Raw genomic sequence first — 14,821 nt, 5'->3', positions numbered from 1 at the left:
CGGCGAGCATGACGGCCGGTGCGTGCGCAGAATCCGGGGAAAACCAAGGAGACGCCCATGCATGCGTGGTACCTCGGTGGCCTCGACCACCGCCCCTTCCAGCACCTGTTCGAGAAGAGTGACACCGCGCTGGCTGCGCTGGGCATCCAGCGTCGCTGGGCCGGCGAAACAGGAGGACACCCCTGCCGGATCGGCCTGAGCGATCCGCCCAGCGGCAGCGAGCTGCTGCTGTTGTCCCATGTGCACCTGCCGCTGCACTCGCCCTATCACGCCTCGGGCCCGATCTTCGTGCAGCGTGGCGTAACGCGCTGCGTGCTGCCGCCGGGTGAGGTACCCGCCTATGTACAGCGCCGTACGATCTCGTTGCGCGCCTATGACCAGGCTGCATTGATGCTGGCCGCAGAGATCAGCGCGGGCAGTGATGTTGCCGCCCGGCTGGACGCGCTGTTTGCCGACCCTGCCGTGGCCTTCGTGCAACTGCACAACGCGGCCCACGGCTGCTTCTCGTGCCAGGCAGATCGGGTGGGTATGCCGGCGACGTAGCAGGATCTCCACGACGTGATCGATGCCACGCCGAAGACGTGATGGTCAACGCATCCGTTCAGTCCCGCGTGAAGCCTGCGGGAAGGGCTTCACACCCCCAGTCACGGATCGGCGCTTCCGTGGTTCCTCAGTCTGCATCGCGACTCGATACTCGCCGTGGTGCCGCCGAAAGTCCGCCGTGCAGCGCAGCTCCTGCGGTCACCGTTCTCTTTCGACGACCACAAGGAAGCGCCATGTCATTCCGATCCACACCGCTGTTGCTGGCCACCTCGTTCGCCGCTGCGGGCCTGTGCCTGGCCGGCAACGCATTCGCCCACGGCACCATGACCACGCCGGTCAGCCGCGTCTATGCCTGTTTCCAGGGCAATCCGGAGAACCCGACCAACCCGGCCTGCGCCGCCGCGAAAGCGGTGGGCGGTTCGCAGGCGTTCTACGACTGGAACGGCATCAACCAGGCCAACGCCAACGGCAACCACCAGGCCGTGGTGCCCGATGGCAAGCTGTGCAGCGGCAACAACCCGACCTTCCGCGGGCTGGATGTTAACCGCAGCGACTGGCAGACCACACCGATCCAGCCAGACGCCAGCGGCAAGTTCACCTTCGTGTTCAAGGCGACCGCGCCGCACGCCACGCGTGACTGGCGCTTCTTCGTCACCCGCGACGGCTGGCAACCGGGCAGCCCGCTGCGCTGGGCCGATCTGCAGGAGTTCTGCACGCTGGGCAACACGCCGCTGTCGGCCGATGGCACCTACAAGCTGCAGTGCACGCTGCCACAGCGCAGCGGCCAGCATGTGATCTACAACACCTGGCAGCGCTCGGATTCGACCGAAGCGTTCTACACCTGCATGGACGTGCGCTTTGAAGGAGGCGGTGGCAGCACCCCGCCGGTACCGCAATGGCAGGATGCCGGCCCGGTCACCGCACGCGGCGAGCTGCCGGTCGGCACCACCCTGGCGTTGCGCGTGTTCAACGCCAACGGCAATGATGTCGAACGCGTGGAAGCGATCCTGGCCAGCGGCCAGACCGCGGCCGCGCAATGGCCGTTGGCGCTGGCCCGCAAGGTCAATACCAGCGCCCAGCACGCACGCGTGGGCATGCTCAGCAATGGCGTGATCACACCGACGGCCTCGGCCACCGCCAACCGCGTGTACCTGAAGGATGGCAACCGCTTCCAGCTCGACACCAAGGTGCCGGACCCGGGCACGCCGTCACCGGGCGGTGATTTCGACCACGTATACCCCGCCGGCATCGGCAGCTACGTGCCGGGCCAGACCGTGGTGAAGGGCGGCGACGGCAAGCTGTATGCCTGCCGCCCGTTCCCGGAAGGTGCATGGTGCAACGTCAACGCCGAAGCCTATCGGCCGGGTGCCGGCGCGGCTTGGCGTGATGCGTGGATCGCGTACTGAGGCAGTGATGCGGGAGGCGGTGCACAGTGCACCGCCTTTCGCCCGGAAGGCGGCACAGTGAGCACCGTGTTGCAGATCGAACACAGCCGCCATCGATTTCAAACTTGTCCGATGTTGCCGACGGCCCTGCATGTGAAGACTGCGCGAGGTTTCCCACACTTCGCAAAGGAGTTCCTGCATGCACCTGTCCCACCGGGCAGTCCTCGCTCTGTCCATCGTTGCCGGCCTGGCCCTGTCCGGCAGCGCCCTCGCCCACGGCACCATGTCCAAGCCGCTCAGCCGCGTGAAGCAGTGCCACGAAGGCAATCCGGAAAACCCGACCAACCCGGCCTGTGCCGCGGCCAAGGCCATCGGCGGCGCGCAGCCGTTCTATGACTGGAGCGCGATCGCCCACGGCAACGCCAATGGCAACCACCGCGACCTGGTGCGCGATGGCGAGCTGTGCAGCGCCAGCATCCCCAAGTACCGCGGCCTCGATCTGAATCGCAGCGACTGGCCGACCACGCCGGTGCGCGCCGATTCGCGTGGCCGCTACACCTTCGAATTCCTGGCGCCGGCGCCGCACGCCACCCGCGAGTGGAAGTTCTACGTCACCCGTGACGGTTGGCAGCCGGGCAGCCCGCTGCGCTGGGCCGACCTGCAGGAATTCTGCACCCTTGGCAACGTGCCGCTGTCCGAAGGCGGTGTCTACAAGCTGGACTGCCCGCTGCCCAAGCGCAGTGGCCAGCACATCATCTACAACACCTGGCAGCGCTCGGATTCGCAGGAAGCCTTCTACACCTGCATGGACGTGCGCTTCGAAGGTGGCGGTGGCGTGGTTCCGCCGCCGCAGTGGCAGGATGCCGGCGCGGTGACCGCCAATGGCGCACTGGACGTGGACAGCACCGTGACCCTGCGTGTGTTCAATGCCAACGGCAACGACCTGGAGCGCGTGGAAACCAAACTGGGCGCTGGCCAGACCAGCCCGACGCAGTGGCCGCTGGCCCTGGCCCGCAAGGTCAACGCCAGCGCACAGCACGCGCGCGTGGGTGTGATGAAGAACGGCGTGATCACGCCGGTCGCCTCGGCCACCGACAACCGCGTGTACCTGAAGCCGGGCAACCGCTTCCAGCTGGAAACCCAGGTGCCGGGGCCGGGCCCGATCGATCCGGTCGATCCGCCGGGCGGCGACTTCGACTTCGTGTACCCGGCCGGCCTCGGCAGCTACAAGCCGGGCGAGACCGTGGTGAAGGGCACCGACGGCAAGCTGTATGCCTGCCGCCCGTTCCCGGAAGGCGCCTGGTGCAACATCAATGCCGATGCCTATCGTCCGGGCACCGGCTATGCGTGGCGCGACGCCTGGATCGCGTACTGAGGCAGGACACCGGGGGCGGCGTGATGCCGCCTCCGGTTCGTGCGGTTGCCGGCCAGCGGCCGGCACTACCAGGGTCCATGGGGTTGCCGGCCAGCGGCCGGCACTACCCTGACTTACTTGCTGCTGACGTACTTCTCGCGGCGGATCTGCGGGTTGCCCAGCCCCGCGCCCTTCAGCAGTTCGGCACAGGCATCGACCATGTCCGGGTTGCCGCACAGGTAGGCGATGTCGGTGGCCGGGTCCGGGGTGAAGCCGGCCAGCGCCTGCTGTACGTAGCCGTGCTGCACGTCCGGGTGCGGATCAGCCGGCAGTTCGCGCGACAGGCATGGAACATAGCGGAAGTTCGGGTGTTTTTCGGCGAAGCTGTAGAAATCTTCGCTGTACAGCAGCTCGCCCGGGCTGCGCGCGCCCTGCAGCAGCACGATCTGCACGCCGCGCTCGGCCATGGCCGTTTCCAGCAGCGGCAGCATCGAGCGGTACGGGGTAACGCCGGTACCGGTGGCGATCAGCAGGTAGCGGGCGTTGTGATCACCGGGATTCAGGCAGAACCGGCCATAGGGGCCGGACGCACTGATCTGGCCGCCCTGCTCCAGCGCCTCGAACAGGGCCGTGGCGGCGCCGCCGGGGACGAAACTGACCGCGATATCCACCGCCTCGCCCGGGCCCAGCGCGTGGTCGTGGATGGTCGCCAGCGAGTAGCTGCGCTTGGTTTCGGTGCCGTCGGCGTAGCTGAAATGGACCTGGATGAACTGGCCGGGCTGGAAATCCAGCGGCTGTCCATCGTCACGCACGAACTGGTAGTGGCCGACGGTCGGGGCCAGCATGCGGCAGCCGACCAGCTTGAGGGGGAATTGAACAGGCACGACTTTTCGGGACAGTGTGTAGCCGGGGCAAGCCCTCGGGGTCTTCTATAATAGCCCCTCCCCGCCCCTCTCCAGCGCCAGCCCATGGGCGCGAAGGCTTCGAGCTTGGCATCCCAGAACGATACGGCGCCCGCCCTGCGCGTGCGCGACCTGCGCAAGACCTATGACAACGGCACCCAGGCCCTGAAGGGGGTTTCCCTGGAAGTGGCCCCGGGCGACTTCTTCGCCCTGCTCGGCCCCAACGGCGCCGGCAAGTCCACCCTGATCGGCATCATCAGCTCCCTGGTCAACCTCAGCGAGGGCCAGGTGGAAGTGTTCGGCAGCGACCTGGTGCGCAACCGCAGCGCCACCATGCGCCTGATCGGGCTGGTGCCGCAGGAAATCAACTTCAACCTGTTCGAAAAGCCCTTCGACATCCTGGTGAACTACGCCGGTTTCTATGGCGTGCCGCGCGAGGAAGCCGAGCAGCGTGCCGAAGAGGAACTCAAGCGCGCCCACCTGTGGGAAAAGGCACAGGTGATGAGCCGTACGCTGTCCGGTGGCATGAAGCGCCGGCTGATGATCGCCCGCGCGATGATGACCCGCCCGCGCCTGCTGATCCTGGACGAGCCGACCGCCGGCGTGGACATCGAGATCCGCCGCGACATGTGGCGCGTGCTGAAGGAGATCAACGCCGCCGGCACCACGATCATCCTCACCACGCACTACCTGGAAGAAGCCGAGTACCTGTGCCGCCACCTGGCGATCATCAACCATGGCCAGATCGTCGAGCAGGGGCCGATGCGCACCCTGCTGGCCAAGCTGGACGTGGAAGGCTTCCTGCTGGACATCGACGGTGACCTGCCGGCGCAGCTGCCGGTGATCGAGGGCGCGACGCTGACCGCGCCGGACCCGCACACGCTGGACATCGACATGCCGCGCGCAATGGACCTCAACCGCGTGTTCGCCACGCTCAACGAGTCCGGTATCCGCGTGCGTTCGATGCGTACCAAGAGCAACCGCCTGGAGGAGCTGTTCGTGCGCCTCACCGGCAACCTGGAGAAGCCTGCATGAGCACCACCGAGCTGACCGACGGCCAGCGCAACCGCGTCGCACTGATGACCATCGTGCGCCGCGAAGTCGCCCGCATCATGCGCATCTGGGGCCAGACCCTGGTGCCGCCGGCGATCACCATGACCCTGTACTTCCTGATCTTCGGCAACCTGATCGGGTCGCGCGTGGGGGACATGGGCGGCTACACCTACATGCAGTTCATCGTGCCGGGCCTGGTGATGATGAGCGTGATCCAGAACAGCTACGGCAACATCAGCTCCTCGTTCTTCGGCGCCAAGTTCGGCCGCCACGTGGAAGAGCTGCTGGTCAGCCCGATGCCGAACTGGGTGATCCTGTGGGGCTACGTGGCCGGTGCGGTGCTGCGCGGCCTGATGGTGGGCGTGATCGTGCTGATCATCGCGATGTTCTTCACCCCGGTGCGCATCCCGCACCCGCTGGTGATGCTGACCACGGTGATCCTGGGTGCGACGATCTTCTCGCTGGCCGGTTTCATCAACGCGGTGTATGCGAAGAAGTTCGATGACGTGGCGATCGTGCCGACCTTCATCCTGACCCCGCTGACCTACCTGGGTGGCGTGTTCTATTCGGTGAAGCTGCTGCCGGGCTGGGCCGAGGCCGCCACGCACGCGAACCCGATCTTCTACATGGTCAATGCATTCCGCTATGGCCTGCTGGGCAGCAGCGATGTGCCGCTGCCGGTGGCCTACGGGCTGATGATCGGATTCGTGGTGGTGCTGACGGCGCTGGCGCTGTGGTTGCTGCGCCGTGGCGTGGGCATGCGCAGCTGAGGGGTGCCTGCAGGGCCTGCGGCCCTGCACCCGCCGAATCAACGTCAACGTCAACTTCAACGGCAAAAGCTGACGATCCGTGGGATGGCGGAGTGGGTCCGCCTTCGACAGTTTCCGGCGATCTGTCGGAACGGCATGGACCGCTGTTGGTAGGTGTCGACCTTGGTCGACACGGTAGATCCACGCCATGCGTGGATGGAGCGTTCACGGTAAGGCCGATGCTTGGCTCTTTTCGTTTCGGATTACGGCTAGGCTGTAGCGATGAAGATCACTTCCATTGCGTTGGACAAGGCCGTGTCGGATGGTCCGATCGATGCGTTCAGCCATGTCCTGCTGAGCGATTCGCCCATGCTGGATGAGGTGCTGGATTGCCTGGCCTCGCTGCACGTGGCTGATCCCCTTCATCGTTATCTGTGCACGCTCGACGAAGTCGGCCAGTGCCGCTACACCAGCATGCACGCGTCCGACGACGAGCGCATCGCGCTGTACGAGGACGAAGACCCGGCGACGCCTGAAGATGCGTTGGCGGCACGCGAGCGGTTGCTGGCGCACGTCGTCACGCAGCTTGAGCATTCCACGCATCGGCTGCAGTGGACCGCGTTGGCGGGTACGTTGATGTGCAGCGACGAGGACATCGAGGCGCTGGTCGCTGCCAATGCGACACCTGATCTCATCATCGATGACGCGGTCTGCGTGCAGCAGGTGCCCGTGACCCGTGATGACCTGCTGATCGCCGCCCTGCCCAACGGCTACTTCAGCGCGGACTGGGACATCTTCCAGAACCACGCCCTGATCCGGCATCTGCAGGAGCGCTACGACTACCGCCTGTTCGGACTCGGCGCATCGTGGCTCGGTTTCCAGCGCGACCGCGCACCGTCGCCTGCAGAGGCGAGCGCGTTGGTCGCGGACCTGCAGCGCATCTACGCGGCCGGAACGCATGACACGTGGGCACAACTGGCTGCAACGCTGGCCACCCGCACCACACTACTATTGGGCTACACCGAAGACTTCAGCGAACAACTACCCTGAGCACCGCTCTACACGAGCGAGCGCAGCGAGCGACCCGCTTCCGCCTTCGCTTCTGATCTGCTTTCCGTGGTGGCCGCGCCCGGAAACTGTCAGGGGTCGTGTGCGCTGGATTCGCGGGGGTATCCGCGCCATGGATGGCGCGGCTAAGCCCCCATGGACGGGTTCACGGCGTCCCCCGCGAACCCAGCGCACACGGCCCAGCTCATGAAACCAACTGCACGAACCACCACGAGGGGCTCCGCCGTTGGCCGCAATCTCCGGCACAATCGCACTCCTGATTCCCCAGAAAACGGTGAACGTGCAATGCGCATCCTGATCCTCGGCGCCGGCGGTACCGGCGGTTACTTCGGCGGTCGCCTGGCCCAGGCCGGCGTGGACGTGACCTTCCTGGTGCGCCCCGCACGCGCCGCCCAGCTGGACCGCGATGGCCTGGTCATCCGCAGCCCGCTCGGCGACGCCAGCTTCCCGGTGCAGCACGTCACCGCCGATGCGCTCCCGGCATTGGCCGCGCAGAAGCCGTTCGACCTGGTCATCCTCAGCTGCAAGGCCTACGACCTGGACAGCTCGATCGATGCCATCGCTCCGGCCGTGGGCGCGAACACCACCGTGCTGCCGATCCTCAACGGCCTGCATCACTACAACGCGCTGGACCTGCGCTTCGGCCGCGACGCTGTGCTCGGTGGCCTATGCTTCATCAGCGCCACCAAGGCCCCCGACGGCGCCGTGCTGCACCTGGGCAAGCCGGCCAAGCTCACCTTCGGCGAACGCGATGGCGGTGCGATCTCCACGCGCGTGCGTGCCTTCGCCGCCGCCTGTGCGCAGGCCAACCTCGATCACCTGGCCAGCGAGCATATCGGCCAGGAACAGTGGATCAAGTACACCTTCCTGACCGCACTGGCCGCCGCTACCTGCCTGCTGCGTGCGGATATCGGCACCATCGTCGCCACCGATGATGGCGAAGCCATCGTGCGTGGCCTGTACGACGAATGCCTGGCCGTGGCCGAAGCCGCCGGTGAGCCGATTCCCGATGCCGCGCAGGACACCGCCCGCGGCACCCTGACCCAGGCCGGTTCGGCGTTGAAGGCCTCGATGCTGCGTGATCTGGAAGCCGGCCAGCAGGTGGAAGCCGCGCAGATCGTCGGCGACATGCTGGCGCGCGCGCGCAAGGCCGACCAGGAAGCCCTGCTGCTGCAGGTCGCCTACAGCAGCCTGCAGGCCTACCAGGCGCTGCGCGGCGCGTGAGCGCCGCGTTTCAGACCAACGCGCTGCCGGCGCGGGTGCTGATCCTCGGCATGGGCTGGAGCGGGTGCGTGCTGGCTACGCATCTGCGGGCGTTGGGCGTACACGTGGCCGGCACGGTGCGCGACCCGGCGTCGGCACCGCACGATGGCCTGCCGCGCCATCAGCTGCGAGCTGACATACCACCGTCGCCCGCCCTGCTCGATGAGATCGCGCAGGCCGAGGCCGTGCTGTGCAGCGTGCCGCCCGACGCCGAGGGTGACCCGGCACTGCGTCTGCTGCTGCCGGCACTACAGGAAAGTCCGGCACTTCGCTGGGTGGGCTATCTGTCATCCACGTCGGTCTATGCCGATCGGGCCGGCGGCTGGATCAACGAAACCAGCGTGGCCGATGCTACTGAAACGACCGGCATGCAACGCAGACGCGCCGAGGACCAGTGGCGTGCGCTGGCGGAGCAGCGCGGTATCGCCTCGGCGGTATTCCGCCTGCCCGGCCTGTACGGGCCGGGACGCAATGCGCTGCTGCAGTTGTCACAGGGCCGCGCACGCCACGTAGTGCGTCCTGGGCTGGTGTTCAACCGACTGCACGTGGATGACCTGGCAACGGTCGTTATCGCATCGATGCAGCGGCCGTGCGTGGATGGGCTGTATCTGCCAGCCGATGACGAGCCGGCACCATCGCAGGAGGTACTGGCCTTCGCCGCGCAGCTGGGCGGCTTTGCGATGCCACCTGCCATGCCCTGGGACGATCCGGCGCTGAGCCCGACACTGCGGCGCTTCTACGAGAGCAGCAAGCGCATCGACAGCACCGGTACGCGCGAGGCGCTGGGCTGGGAGCCGCGCTTCCCCAGCTACCGTGAGGGCCTGCGCGACCTGCTCCGGTAGTGGCGGGGGCGGGGCGGGCCCCCCCCGGGGGGGGGGGGGGGGGGGGGGGGGGGCGGCCCCCGCGCGCCCAGCCCGAAAGCACACCCGCGCGGGGGGGCCCCGGCCGCGGCCGGCCCCCGGCGCTTGGTTGGGGGCCCCCCCCGCGCCCCCCCCCCGCGCCCGCCACTACCTGATCAACCCGCGTCGGGCAGGCGGAAGAACGCACGCGTCGCGGCAGTTGCATTCGCGGCGGTCACCGCCACGTCTTCACCACGGTCACGCGCCAGTTCTTCCACGATGTGCGAGAGGAACATCGGTTCGTTGCGGCGGTCCTTCGGCATCGGCTTCAGCGTGCGCGGCAGCAGGTACGGTGCGTCGGTCTCGATCATCAGGCGGTTGGCCGGAATGTTCTTCACCAGCTCGCGCAGGTGCGCGCCACGGCGTTCGTCGCACAGCCAGCCGGTGATGCCGATGTACCAGTCCTGGTCCAGGTAGTCGAACAGCTCGTCGCGCTCACCGGTGAAGCAATGCACCACTGCCGGGCCGATGCGGCCCTCGAAGTTCTTCATCTGTGCCATGAAATCGGCATGCGCGTCGCGCTGGTGCAGGAACAGCGGCTTGCCATTGTCTGCGGCCAGCTGCAGCTGGCGCTCGAACGCGCGGTGCTGGGCCGGGCGCGGCGAGAAGTCACGGAAGTAGTCCAGCCCGCACTCGCCCACCGCCACCACTTCCGGGTGGGCATGCAGCGCGCGCATCTCGGCGTCGCATTCCTCGGTGTATTCCACCGCATGGTGCGGGTGCACGCCGGCGGTCGCATACAGGAAGCCCGGGTGCTGCTGCGCCAGCTGCACGGCCAGCGGCGAGTGCTCGCGGCTGGCGCCGGTAATGACCATCTGCACCACGCCGGCCTGGCGCGCGCGGTCCAGCACGGCATCGCGGTCGCGGTCGAAGGAGTCGTGGGTCAGGTTGGCGCCGATATCGATCAGGTGCATGGTCATCGCGGGGGAAAAGTGCCCGCGCATTGTACCTGCGGCTGCCGTGGCCCTTTATCCTTTGCACATGAACGCCCCGCTCTTCCCGATTTCCCCGCTGTTGCCGCAGATCCAGCAGCACCTGGCCACGCAGCCGAGGCTGGTGCTGGAGGCCCCGCCCGGCGCCGGCAAGACCACCCAGGTGCCGCTGACGCTGCTCGATGCACCGTGGCTGCAGGGGCGGAAGATCATCCTGCTGGAACCGCGCCGGGTCGCCGCACGCAGCGCCGCGCTGTTCATGGCGCGGCAGCTGGGCGAAGAGGTGGGCGGCACCGTCGGCTACCGCATCCGCTTCGAGAACAAGGTTTCGGCACGCACCCGCATTGAAGTCGTCACCGAAGGCATCCTGACCCGCATGCTGCAGGACGACCCGATGCTGGAAGCCGTCGGTGCGATCCTGTTCGACGAATTCCACGAGCGCCATCTCAGCGGTGATCTCGGCCTGGCACTAGCGCTGGACGTGCAGACACAGCTGCGCGATGACCTGCGCCTGGTGGTGATGTCGGCAACGCTGGATGGCGAACGGCTGGCACGCTTCCTCGATGCGCCGCGGCTGAGCAGCGAAGGCCGCAGCTACCCGGTGACGGTCAGCCATTTCCCGGCGCGCCGCGATGAGGCGCTGGAACTGCAGGTTCGCCGCGCGGTGCAGCAGGCCTTGGCTGAACATCCCGGTGACCTGCTGGTGTTCCTGCCCGGCCAACGCGAGATCGCGCGGGTGCAGGCCGGGCTGCAGGAATCGCTGGATGCCGGCGTGGAAGTGCTGGCTCTGCACGGTGAGCTGCCAGTGGAACAGCAGGCGCGGGTATTGCAGGCGTCCAGTGATGGCCGCCGCCGCGTGGTGCTGGCCACCAACGTCGCCGAGTCCTCGGTGACGCTACCCGGCGTGCGCGTGGTGATCGACAGCGGCCAGGCACGCGAGCCGCGCTACGACCCCAACAGCGGCTTCACCCGGCTGGACGTGGTGGCCATCGCGCAGGCATCGGCCGACCAGCGCGCGGGCCGCGCCGGCCGTGTCGCCGAGGGCGTGGCATGGCGGCTGTGGCCGCAGTCGCAGCGGCTGGAGCCGCAGCGCCGCGCCGAAATCGATCAGGTCGAGCTGGCCGGACTGGCGCTGGAACTGGCCGCCTGGGGCAGCAGCGACCTGCGCTTCCTCGATCCGCCACCGGCCGGCCCGATGGGTGCCGCCCGCGAACTGCTGCAGCGGCTCGGCGCGCTGTCCAGCAGCGGTGCGATCACCGCACTTGGCCGCCGTGTGCTGGCGCTGGGCACGCATCCGCGGATGGCGGCGATGCTGCTGGCCGCGCCCGATGCCCGCGCACAGGCGCTGGCCGCCGATCTGGCCGCCCTGCTGGAGGCGCGCGATCCGTTGCGCCAGGGCGGTGATGCGCTGGCCGCGCGTTGGCGTGCGCTGGCGGCATTCCGCAATGGCCGCGCACCGGGCGACGCCAACCGCAGCGGCCTGGCCGCGATCGATGCCGCCGCCAAGCAGTGGCGTCGCCGCCTGCGCTGCGAGGCCGTACCACCGGCCAGCATCGAAGCGCACGAGCTGGGTGACCTGCTCGCACATGCCTTCCCCGACCGCATCGGTGTCCAGCATCCCAGCGATCCGCTGCGCTACCTGCTGGCCAACGGTCGCAGCGCACGCCTGCACGAGCTGAGCGACCTGCGTGGCGAGCCGTGGCTGGTAGCCAGTGAACTGCGCTTCGAGGCACGCGACGCGCTGCTGCTGCGTGCCGCACCGGTGGACGAGGGCCAGCTGCGCAAGGCGTGGCCGGAGCGCTTCGTGACCGAGGACGTAGTGCGCTGGGACAGCGAGCGTCGCGCCCTGGTGGCACTGCGCGAGACCCGTTTCGACCGCATCGTGCTGGACAGCCGCTCGGCCGGCCGGGTCGATCCGCAGCACGCCGCACAGGCCCTGACCGACGCGGTGGCCGAGCTCGGCCTGCAGGCGCTGCCGTGGACCGAAGGCCTGCGCCAGTGGCAGGCACGGGTGGAATCGCTGCGGCGCTGGATGCCGGAGCTGGACCTGCCCGACTGCAGCGACGACGCCCTGCTGGCCACGCGTGCGCAATGGCTGCAGCCCGCGTTCGCCGGCAAGAGCCGCCTGGATGCGCTGGACGAGGCCAGTTTCGGCGAAGCGCTGAAGTCGCCCCTGGAGTGGTCACAGCGTCAGCTGGTCGAGCGTCATGCACCGACCCGCATCACCGTGCCCTCCGGGCTGGAGCGGCCGATCACCTACGCGCTGGACAGCGAGAGCGGCGAACCGCTGCCCCCGGTGCTGGCGGTGAAACTGCAGGAACTGTTCGGCCTGGCCGACACGCCGCGCATCGCCGACGGCCGCGTGCCGCTCACCCTGCACCTGCTCTCGCCCGGTGGCCGCCCGCTGCAGGTCACCCAGGACCTGCGCAACTTCTGGGAAAACACCTACGCGGAAGTGAAAAAGGAAATGAAGGGCCGTTACCCGCGGCATCCGTGGCCGGATGATCCGTGGACGGCCACGGCCACGCACCGGGCCAAGCCGCGTGGCACCTGAAGGCGGGGGTCGGATCCCTTTGCAACGCAAAGGGCCCTGACCCCGGGCGTGGGGGTTGGGGTCAGAGCCCTTTCCCAAGGGAAAGGGATCCGACCCCACCCTGCCTGATCCTGAATGGCTGCGGTAAAGTCACACCACGTGCCACCCCGGCTGACATACCGTTTACGGGCAACACGCGACACTGGACTTCGACCCGAGGCAAAGGACCCCCGCATGAGCAAGCTGACCGTAATCACCGACCGCGCTCTGGAGCGCGCCCTGGAGCTGGCCCACACCGCCGGCGATGGCCTGAAGAGCGCCGGTGGCAGCCTGCGCAATGCGGACTGGATCAAGACCGGCGCCGCCATCGGCGCAGTGAAGACCGGCGGCAAGGCCGCGACCAAGTTCGTGCGCCGCAATCCGGCGGTGGCCGTGGCCGCTGCCGCGGTGGGTGTCGGCCTGCTCGGCTATGCGCTGTACCGCAAGCAGCAGAAGAAGAAGGCCACCAATGGCCACGTGGTGAATGGGCAGGCACAGCGCATCAACGCACGTGACCGCCGCAACGACACCGTGGTGGACGAGCACAGCGATATCGGCAGCGACGCCTGAGCCTGCCGGGGTCGGATCCTTTCCACGGGAAGGGCGCTGACCCCAAGGCACTACCTGAGGGCCGGACACCGGAAGGTATCCGGCCCTTTCTGCATCAACCGATCTGCCGCCACTGCCCCGGCTGCAGGTCGTCCAGCCGGTAAGGCCCCATCGACACGCGGACCAGCCGCAGCGTCGGCAGGTTCACCGCTGCAGTCATCCGCCGCACCTGCCGGTTGCGGCCTTCCCGGATCGTGATCGCCAACCAGCTGTCAGGCACGGTCTTGCGGAAGCGCACCGGCGGATCGCGTGTCCACAGCGACGGCGCCGGATCGAGGCGCTCGATCTTCGCCGGCAGGGTCGGCCCGTCATTGAGCACCACGCCGTCGCGCAGCTGCTGCAGCTGTTCGTCGCTGGGCATGCCTTCCACCTGCACCCAGTAGGTCTTGTCAGCCTTGTGCTTCGGGTCGGTCAGCTTGTGCGCCAGCGTACCGTTGTCGGTCAGCAGCAGCAGGCCTTCGCTGTCATGGTCCAGGCGACCGGCGGCATACACGCGCGGCGGCAGGCCGAACCCGGCCAGGGTCGGCCGCGGCGGCACGCTGCGGTCGGTGAACTGGCAGAGCACGTTGAAGGGCTTGTTGAAGGCGATCAGCATTGCGGGCACGGCAGGCGGCGGGTGGGGCATTGTCCCATGCCGCGTGCGGCGGCTCGAAAGGTGCCGGTCAAGTCGGTCGGCATAGCCCATGCCCGGCTGCGCTTTCCTGCGACCACGAACACGAAGGGCTCAGCCGAATACCTTCCACTGCAGCAGGAACGACCCCAGCACCAACACGAAACCGCATGCCGTGACGACATTGGCCCGGCGACGCAGCGCCGCGGGTGGCGGACAGGTCATGCGGGCGCGTTCGTCCAGCACCCCGCCAAAGAACAGCACCGCAAAACCCGTCGCTCCCAGCAGGTCGTAAGCATGCCCACCGTGGTACACAAAGTCATACAGCCTCGGCAGCACCAGCACCGCGATGACGATATACAGCACCTTCTTCAACGGTCCATGTCCTTGAATTCGATTGGACTCCGGCGCATGGCCGGACCTGGGGCCAGCCATACGTTGCGCTGCGCGCGGTGAGCGTGGTTGCGGCTGCGCTTTCCTGCCGCCCCAATCTCGGCCGGCTCAGCCGAAAACCTTCCATTCCAGCAGGAACGAGCCCAGCACCAGTGCGATGCCGCACGCGGCGATGACATTGGCCCGCCGCCGCAGGCCTGCGGCCGGCGGGTCGGCCTTGCGCGAACGTTCCTCCAGAAGGGCACCCGCGAACAGCACGGCAAACCCTACCGTCGCCATCAGATCGTGGGCATGACCACCGTAGAACACAAAATCGATCAACCGCCCCAGCACCAGCACCGCGACAGCGATGTAAAAGACCTTCTTCAACAATTCATGTCCTTGCATACGATCGAATTCCGGCGCATGGCCGGTCTTGGGACCAGCCATGCGCCGCGCTACGCGCGATGAGCCGAGCATGGGCTCGGCTCTACAGAGTCAACATGCGCC

The 14,821-nt window shown here is 67.7% G+C and carries 15 protein-coding genes; 10 read left to right on the top strand and 5 right to left on the bottom strand.

Translation table 11 applies throughout. The annotated features are described in order from the left end of the window. Positions 1 to 57: 57 nt before the first annotated feature. From V3B64_RS13615 to V3B64_RS13605, 3 genes are all read left to right on the top strand, one after another. A complete protein-coding gene (locus V3B64_RS13615) occupies positions 58 to 543 on the top strand; it encodes a DUF1203 domain-containing protein (protein ID WP_121504158.1) in 486 nt (161 codons plus the stop codon). Positions 544 to 776: 233 nt separating this feature from the next. Beyond that, positions 777 to 1,949 carry a lytic polysaccharide monooxygenase gene (locus V3B64_RS13610; RefSeq protein ID WP_121504157.1) on the top strand — a complete coding sequence of 391 codons (1,173 nt, stop codon included), beginning with the start codon at positions 777 to 779 and terminating at the stop codon, positions 1,947 to 1,949. Between the two features lie 178 nt (positions 1,950 to 2,127). After that, on the top strand, positions 2,128 to 3,303 hold the full coding sequence (locus tag V3B64_RS13605; protein ID WP_121504156.1) for a lytic polysaccharide monooxygenase: 1,176 nt from the start codon (positions 2,128 to 2,130) through the stop codon (positions 3,301 to 3,303). Positions 3,304 to 3,416: 113 nt separating this feature from the next. On the opposite strand, the gene V3B64_RS13600 is transcribed toward V3B64_RS13605, so the two are convergent. Beyond that, complete coding sequence (locus V3B64_RS13600) at positions 3,417 to 4,166, bottom strand: ferredoxin--NADP reductase (RefSeq protein ID WP_121504155.1); 750 nt, start codon at positions 4,164 to 4,166, stop codon at positions 3,417 to 3,419. Positions 4,167 to 4,250: 84 nt separating this feature from the next. Here V3B64_RS13600 and V3B64_RS13595 point away from each other — a divergent pair, with 84 nt between their 5' ends. The 5 genes from V3B64_RS13595 to V3B64_RS13575 all read left to right on the top strand — a co-directional run bounded on the left by V3B64_RS13595 (position 4,251) and on the right by V3B64_RS13575 (position 9,159). Further along, positions 4,251 to 5,219: an ABC transporter ATP-binding protein gene (locus V3B64_RS13595; RefSeq protein WP_049400895.1), complete on the top strand. Its 969-nt coding sequence runs from the start codon at positions 4,251 to 4,253 to the stop codon at positions 5,217 to 5,219. Continuing rightward, positions 5,216 to 6,007, top strand: coding sequence for an ABC transporter permease (locus tag V3B64_RS13590; protein ID WP_010482250.1), 792 nt, complete (start codon positions 5,216 to 5,218; stop codon positions 6,005 to 6,007). Before V3B64_RS13595 ends, V3B64_RS13590 begins: the two co-directional genes overlap by 4 nt. 261 nt (positions 6,008 to 6,268) lie before the next feature. Then, the gene (locus V3B64_RS13585; RefSeq protein WP_121504154.1) at positions 6,269 to 7,036 is read left to right on the top strand and encodes a hypothetical protein; all 768 of its coding nucleotides are present in this window, start codon (positions 6,269 to 6,271) and stop codon (positions 7,034 to 7,036) included. Between the two features lie 303 nt (positions 7,037 to 7,339). After that, a complete protein-coding gene (gene panE, locus V3B64_RS13580) occupies positions 7,340 to 8,278 on the top strand; it encodes a 2-dehydropantoate 2-reductase (protein WP_121504153.1) in 939 nt (312 codons plus the stop codon). Between the two features lie 50 nt (positions 8,279 to 8,328). Further along, the gene (locus V3B64_RS13575; RefSeq protein WP_183080215.1) at positions 8,329 to 9,159 is read left to right on the top strand and encodes an epimerase; all 831 of its coding nucleotides are present in this window, start codon (positions 8,329 to 8,331) and stop codon (positions 9,157 to 9,159) included. Between the two features lie 173 nt (positions 9,160 to 9,332). Here V3B64_RS13575 and V3B64_RS13570 read toward each other — a convergent pair whose 3' ends face one another. Beyond that, complete coding sequence (locus V3B64_RS13570; protein ID WP_071228618.1) at positions 9,333 to 10,130, bottom strand: TatD family hydrolase; 798 nt, start codon at positions 10,128 to 10,130, stop codon at positions 9,333 to 9,335. 67 nt (positions 10,131 to 10,197) lie between these two features. Here V3B64_RS13570 and hrpB point away from each other — a divergent pair, with 67 nt between their 5' ends. Beyond that, entirely contained in the window at positions 10,198 to 12,702 is a 2,505-nt protein-coding gene (gene hrpB, locus V3B64_RS13565) for an ATP-dependent helicase HrpB (protein WP_121504151.1), read from the top strand. Positions 12,703 to 12,915: 213 nt separating this feature from the next. Beyond that, complete coding sequence (locus V3B64_RS13560; protein ID WP_110714091.1) at positions 12,916 to 13,290, top strand: hypothetical protein; 375 nt, start codon at positions 12,916 to 12,918, stop codon at positions 13,288 to 13,290. Positions 13,291 to 13,384: 94 nt separating this feature from the next. Here V3B64_RS13560 and V3B64_RS13555 read toward each other — a convergent pair whose 3' ends face one another. The 3 genes from V3B64_RS13555 to V3B64_RS13545 form a co-directional block, all read right to left on the bottom strand. Continuing rightward, a complete protein-coding gene (locus V3B64_RS13555; protein ID WP_049447048.1) occupies positions 13,385 to 13,924 on the bottom strand; it encodes a pseudouridine synthase in 540 nt (179 codons plus the stop codon). 129 nt (positions 13,925 to 14,053) lie between these two features. After that, positions 14,054 to 14,305 (bottom strand): hypothetical protein, encoded by a 252-nt coding sequence (locus tag V3B64_RS13550; RefSeq protein ID WP_223224685.1) that lies wholly within the window; start codon positions 14,303 to 14,305, stop codon positions 14,054 to 14,056. A 135-nt stretch (positions 14,306 to 14,440) separates the two neighbouring features. Further along, a complete protein-coding gene (locus V3B64_RS13545; protein WP_236494396.1) occupies positions 14,441 to 14,761 on the bottom strand; it encodes a hypothetical protein in 321 nt (106 codons plus the stop codon). Positions 14,762 to 14,821: the final 60 nt, after the last annotated feature.

This window comes from Stenotrophomonas sp. SMYL86 (genome assembly GCF_036320025.1).
Classification (GTDB): Bacteria; Pseudomonadota; Gammaproteobacteria; order Xanthomonadales; family Xanthomonadaceae; genus Stenotrophomonas; species Stenotrophomonas maltophilia_A.
Note: the sequence above shows the minus strand (reverse complement) of the source record. Positions and strands in the feature narration are given on the sequence as shown.

Coding starts and splice junctions, on each gene's coding strand:
- V3B64_RS13615 (WP_121504158.1), top strand. CDS start 58: ATGCATGCGTGGTACCTCGGTGGCCTCGACCACCGCCCCTTCCAGCAC.
- V3B64_RS13610 (WP_121504157.1), top strand. CDS start 777: ATGTCATTCCGATCCACACCGCTGTTGCTGGCCACCTCGTTCGCCGCT.
- V3B64_RS13605 (WP_121504156.1), top strand. CDS start 2,128: ATGCACCTGTCCCACCGGGCAGTCCTCGCTCTGTCCATCGTTGCCGGC.
- V3B64_RS13595 (WP_049400895.1), top strand. CDS start 4,251: ATGGGCGCGAAGGCTTCGAGCTTGGCATCCCAGAACGATACGGCGCCC.
- V3B64_RS13590 (WP_010482250.1), top strand. CDS start 5,216: ATGAGCACCACCGAGCTGACCGACGGCCAGCGCAACCGCGTCGCACTG.
- V3B64_RS13585 (WP_121504154.1), top strand. CDS start 6,269: ATGAAGATCACTTCCATTGCGTTGGACAAGGCCGTGTCGGATGGTCCG.
- panE (WP_121504153.1), top strand. CDS start 7,340: ATGCGCATCCTGATCCTCGGCGCCGGCGGTACCGGCGGTTACTTCGGC.
- V3B64_RS13575 (WP_183080215.1), top strand. CDS start 8,329: ATGGGCTGGAGCGGGTGCGTGCTGGCTACGCATCTGCGGGCGTTGGGC.
- V3B64_RS13570 (WP_071228618.1), bottom strand. CDS start 10,130: ATGCACCTGATCGATATCGGCGCCAACCTGACCCACGACTCCTTCGAC.
- hrpB (WP_121504151.1), top strand. CDS start 10,198: ATGAACGCCCCGCTCTTCCCGATTTCCCCGCTGTTGCCGCAGATCCAG.
- V3B64_RS13560 (WP_110714091.1), top strand. CDS start 12,916: ATGAGCAAGCTGACCGTAATCACCGACCGCGCTCTGGAGCGCGCCCTG.
- V3B64_RS13555 (WP_049447048.1), bottom strand. CDS start 13,924: ATGCTGATCGCCTTCAACAAGCCCTTCAACGTGCTCTGCCAGTTCACC.
- V3B64_RS13545 (WP_236494396.1), bottom strand. CDS start 14,761: ATGGCTGGTCCCAAGACCGGCCATGCGCCGGAATTCGATCGTATGCAA.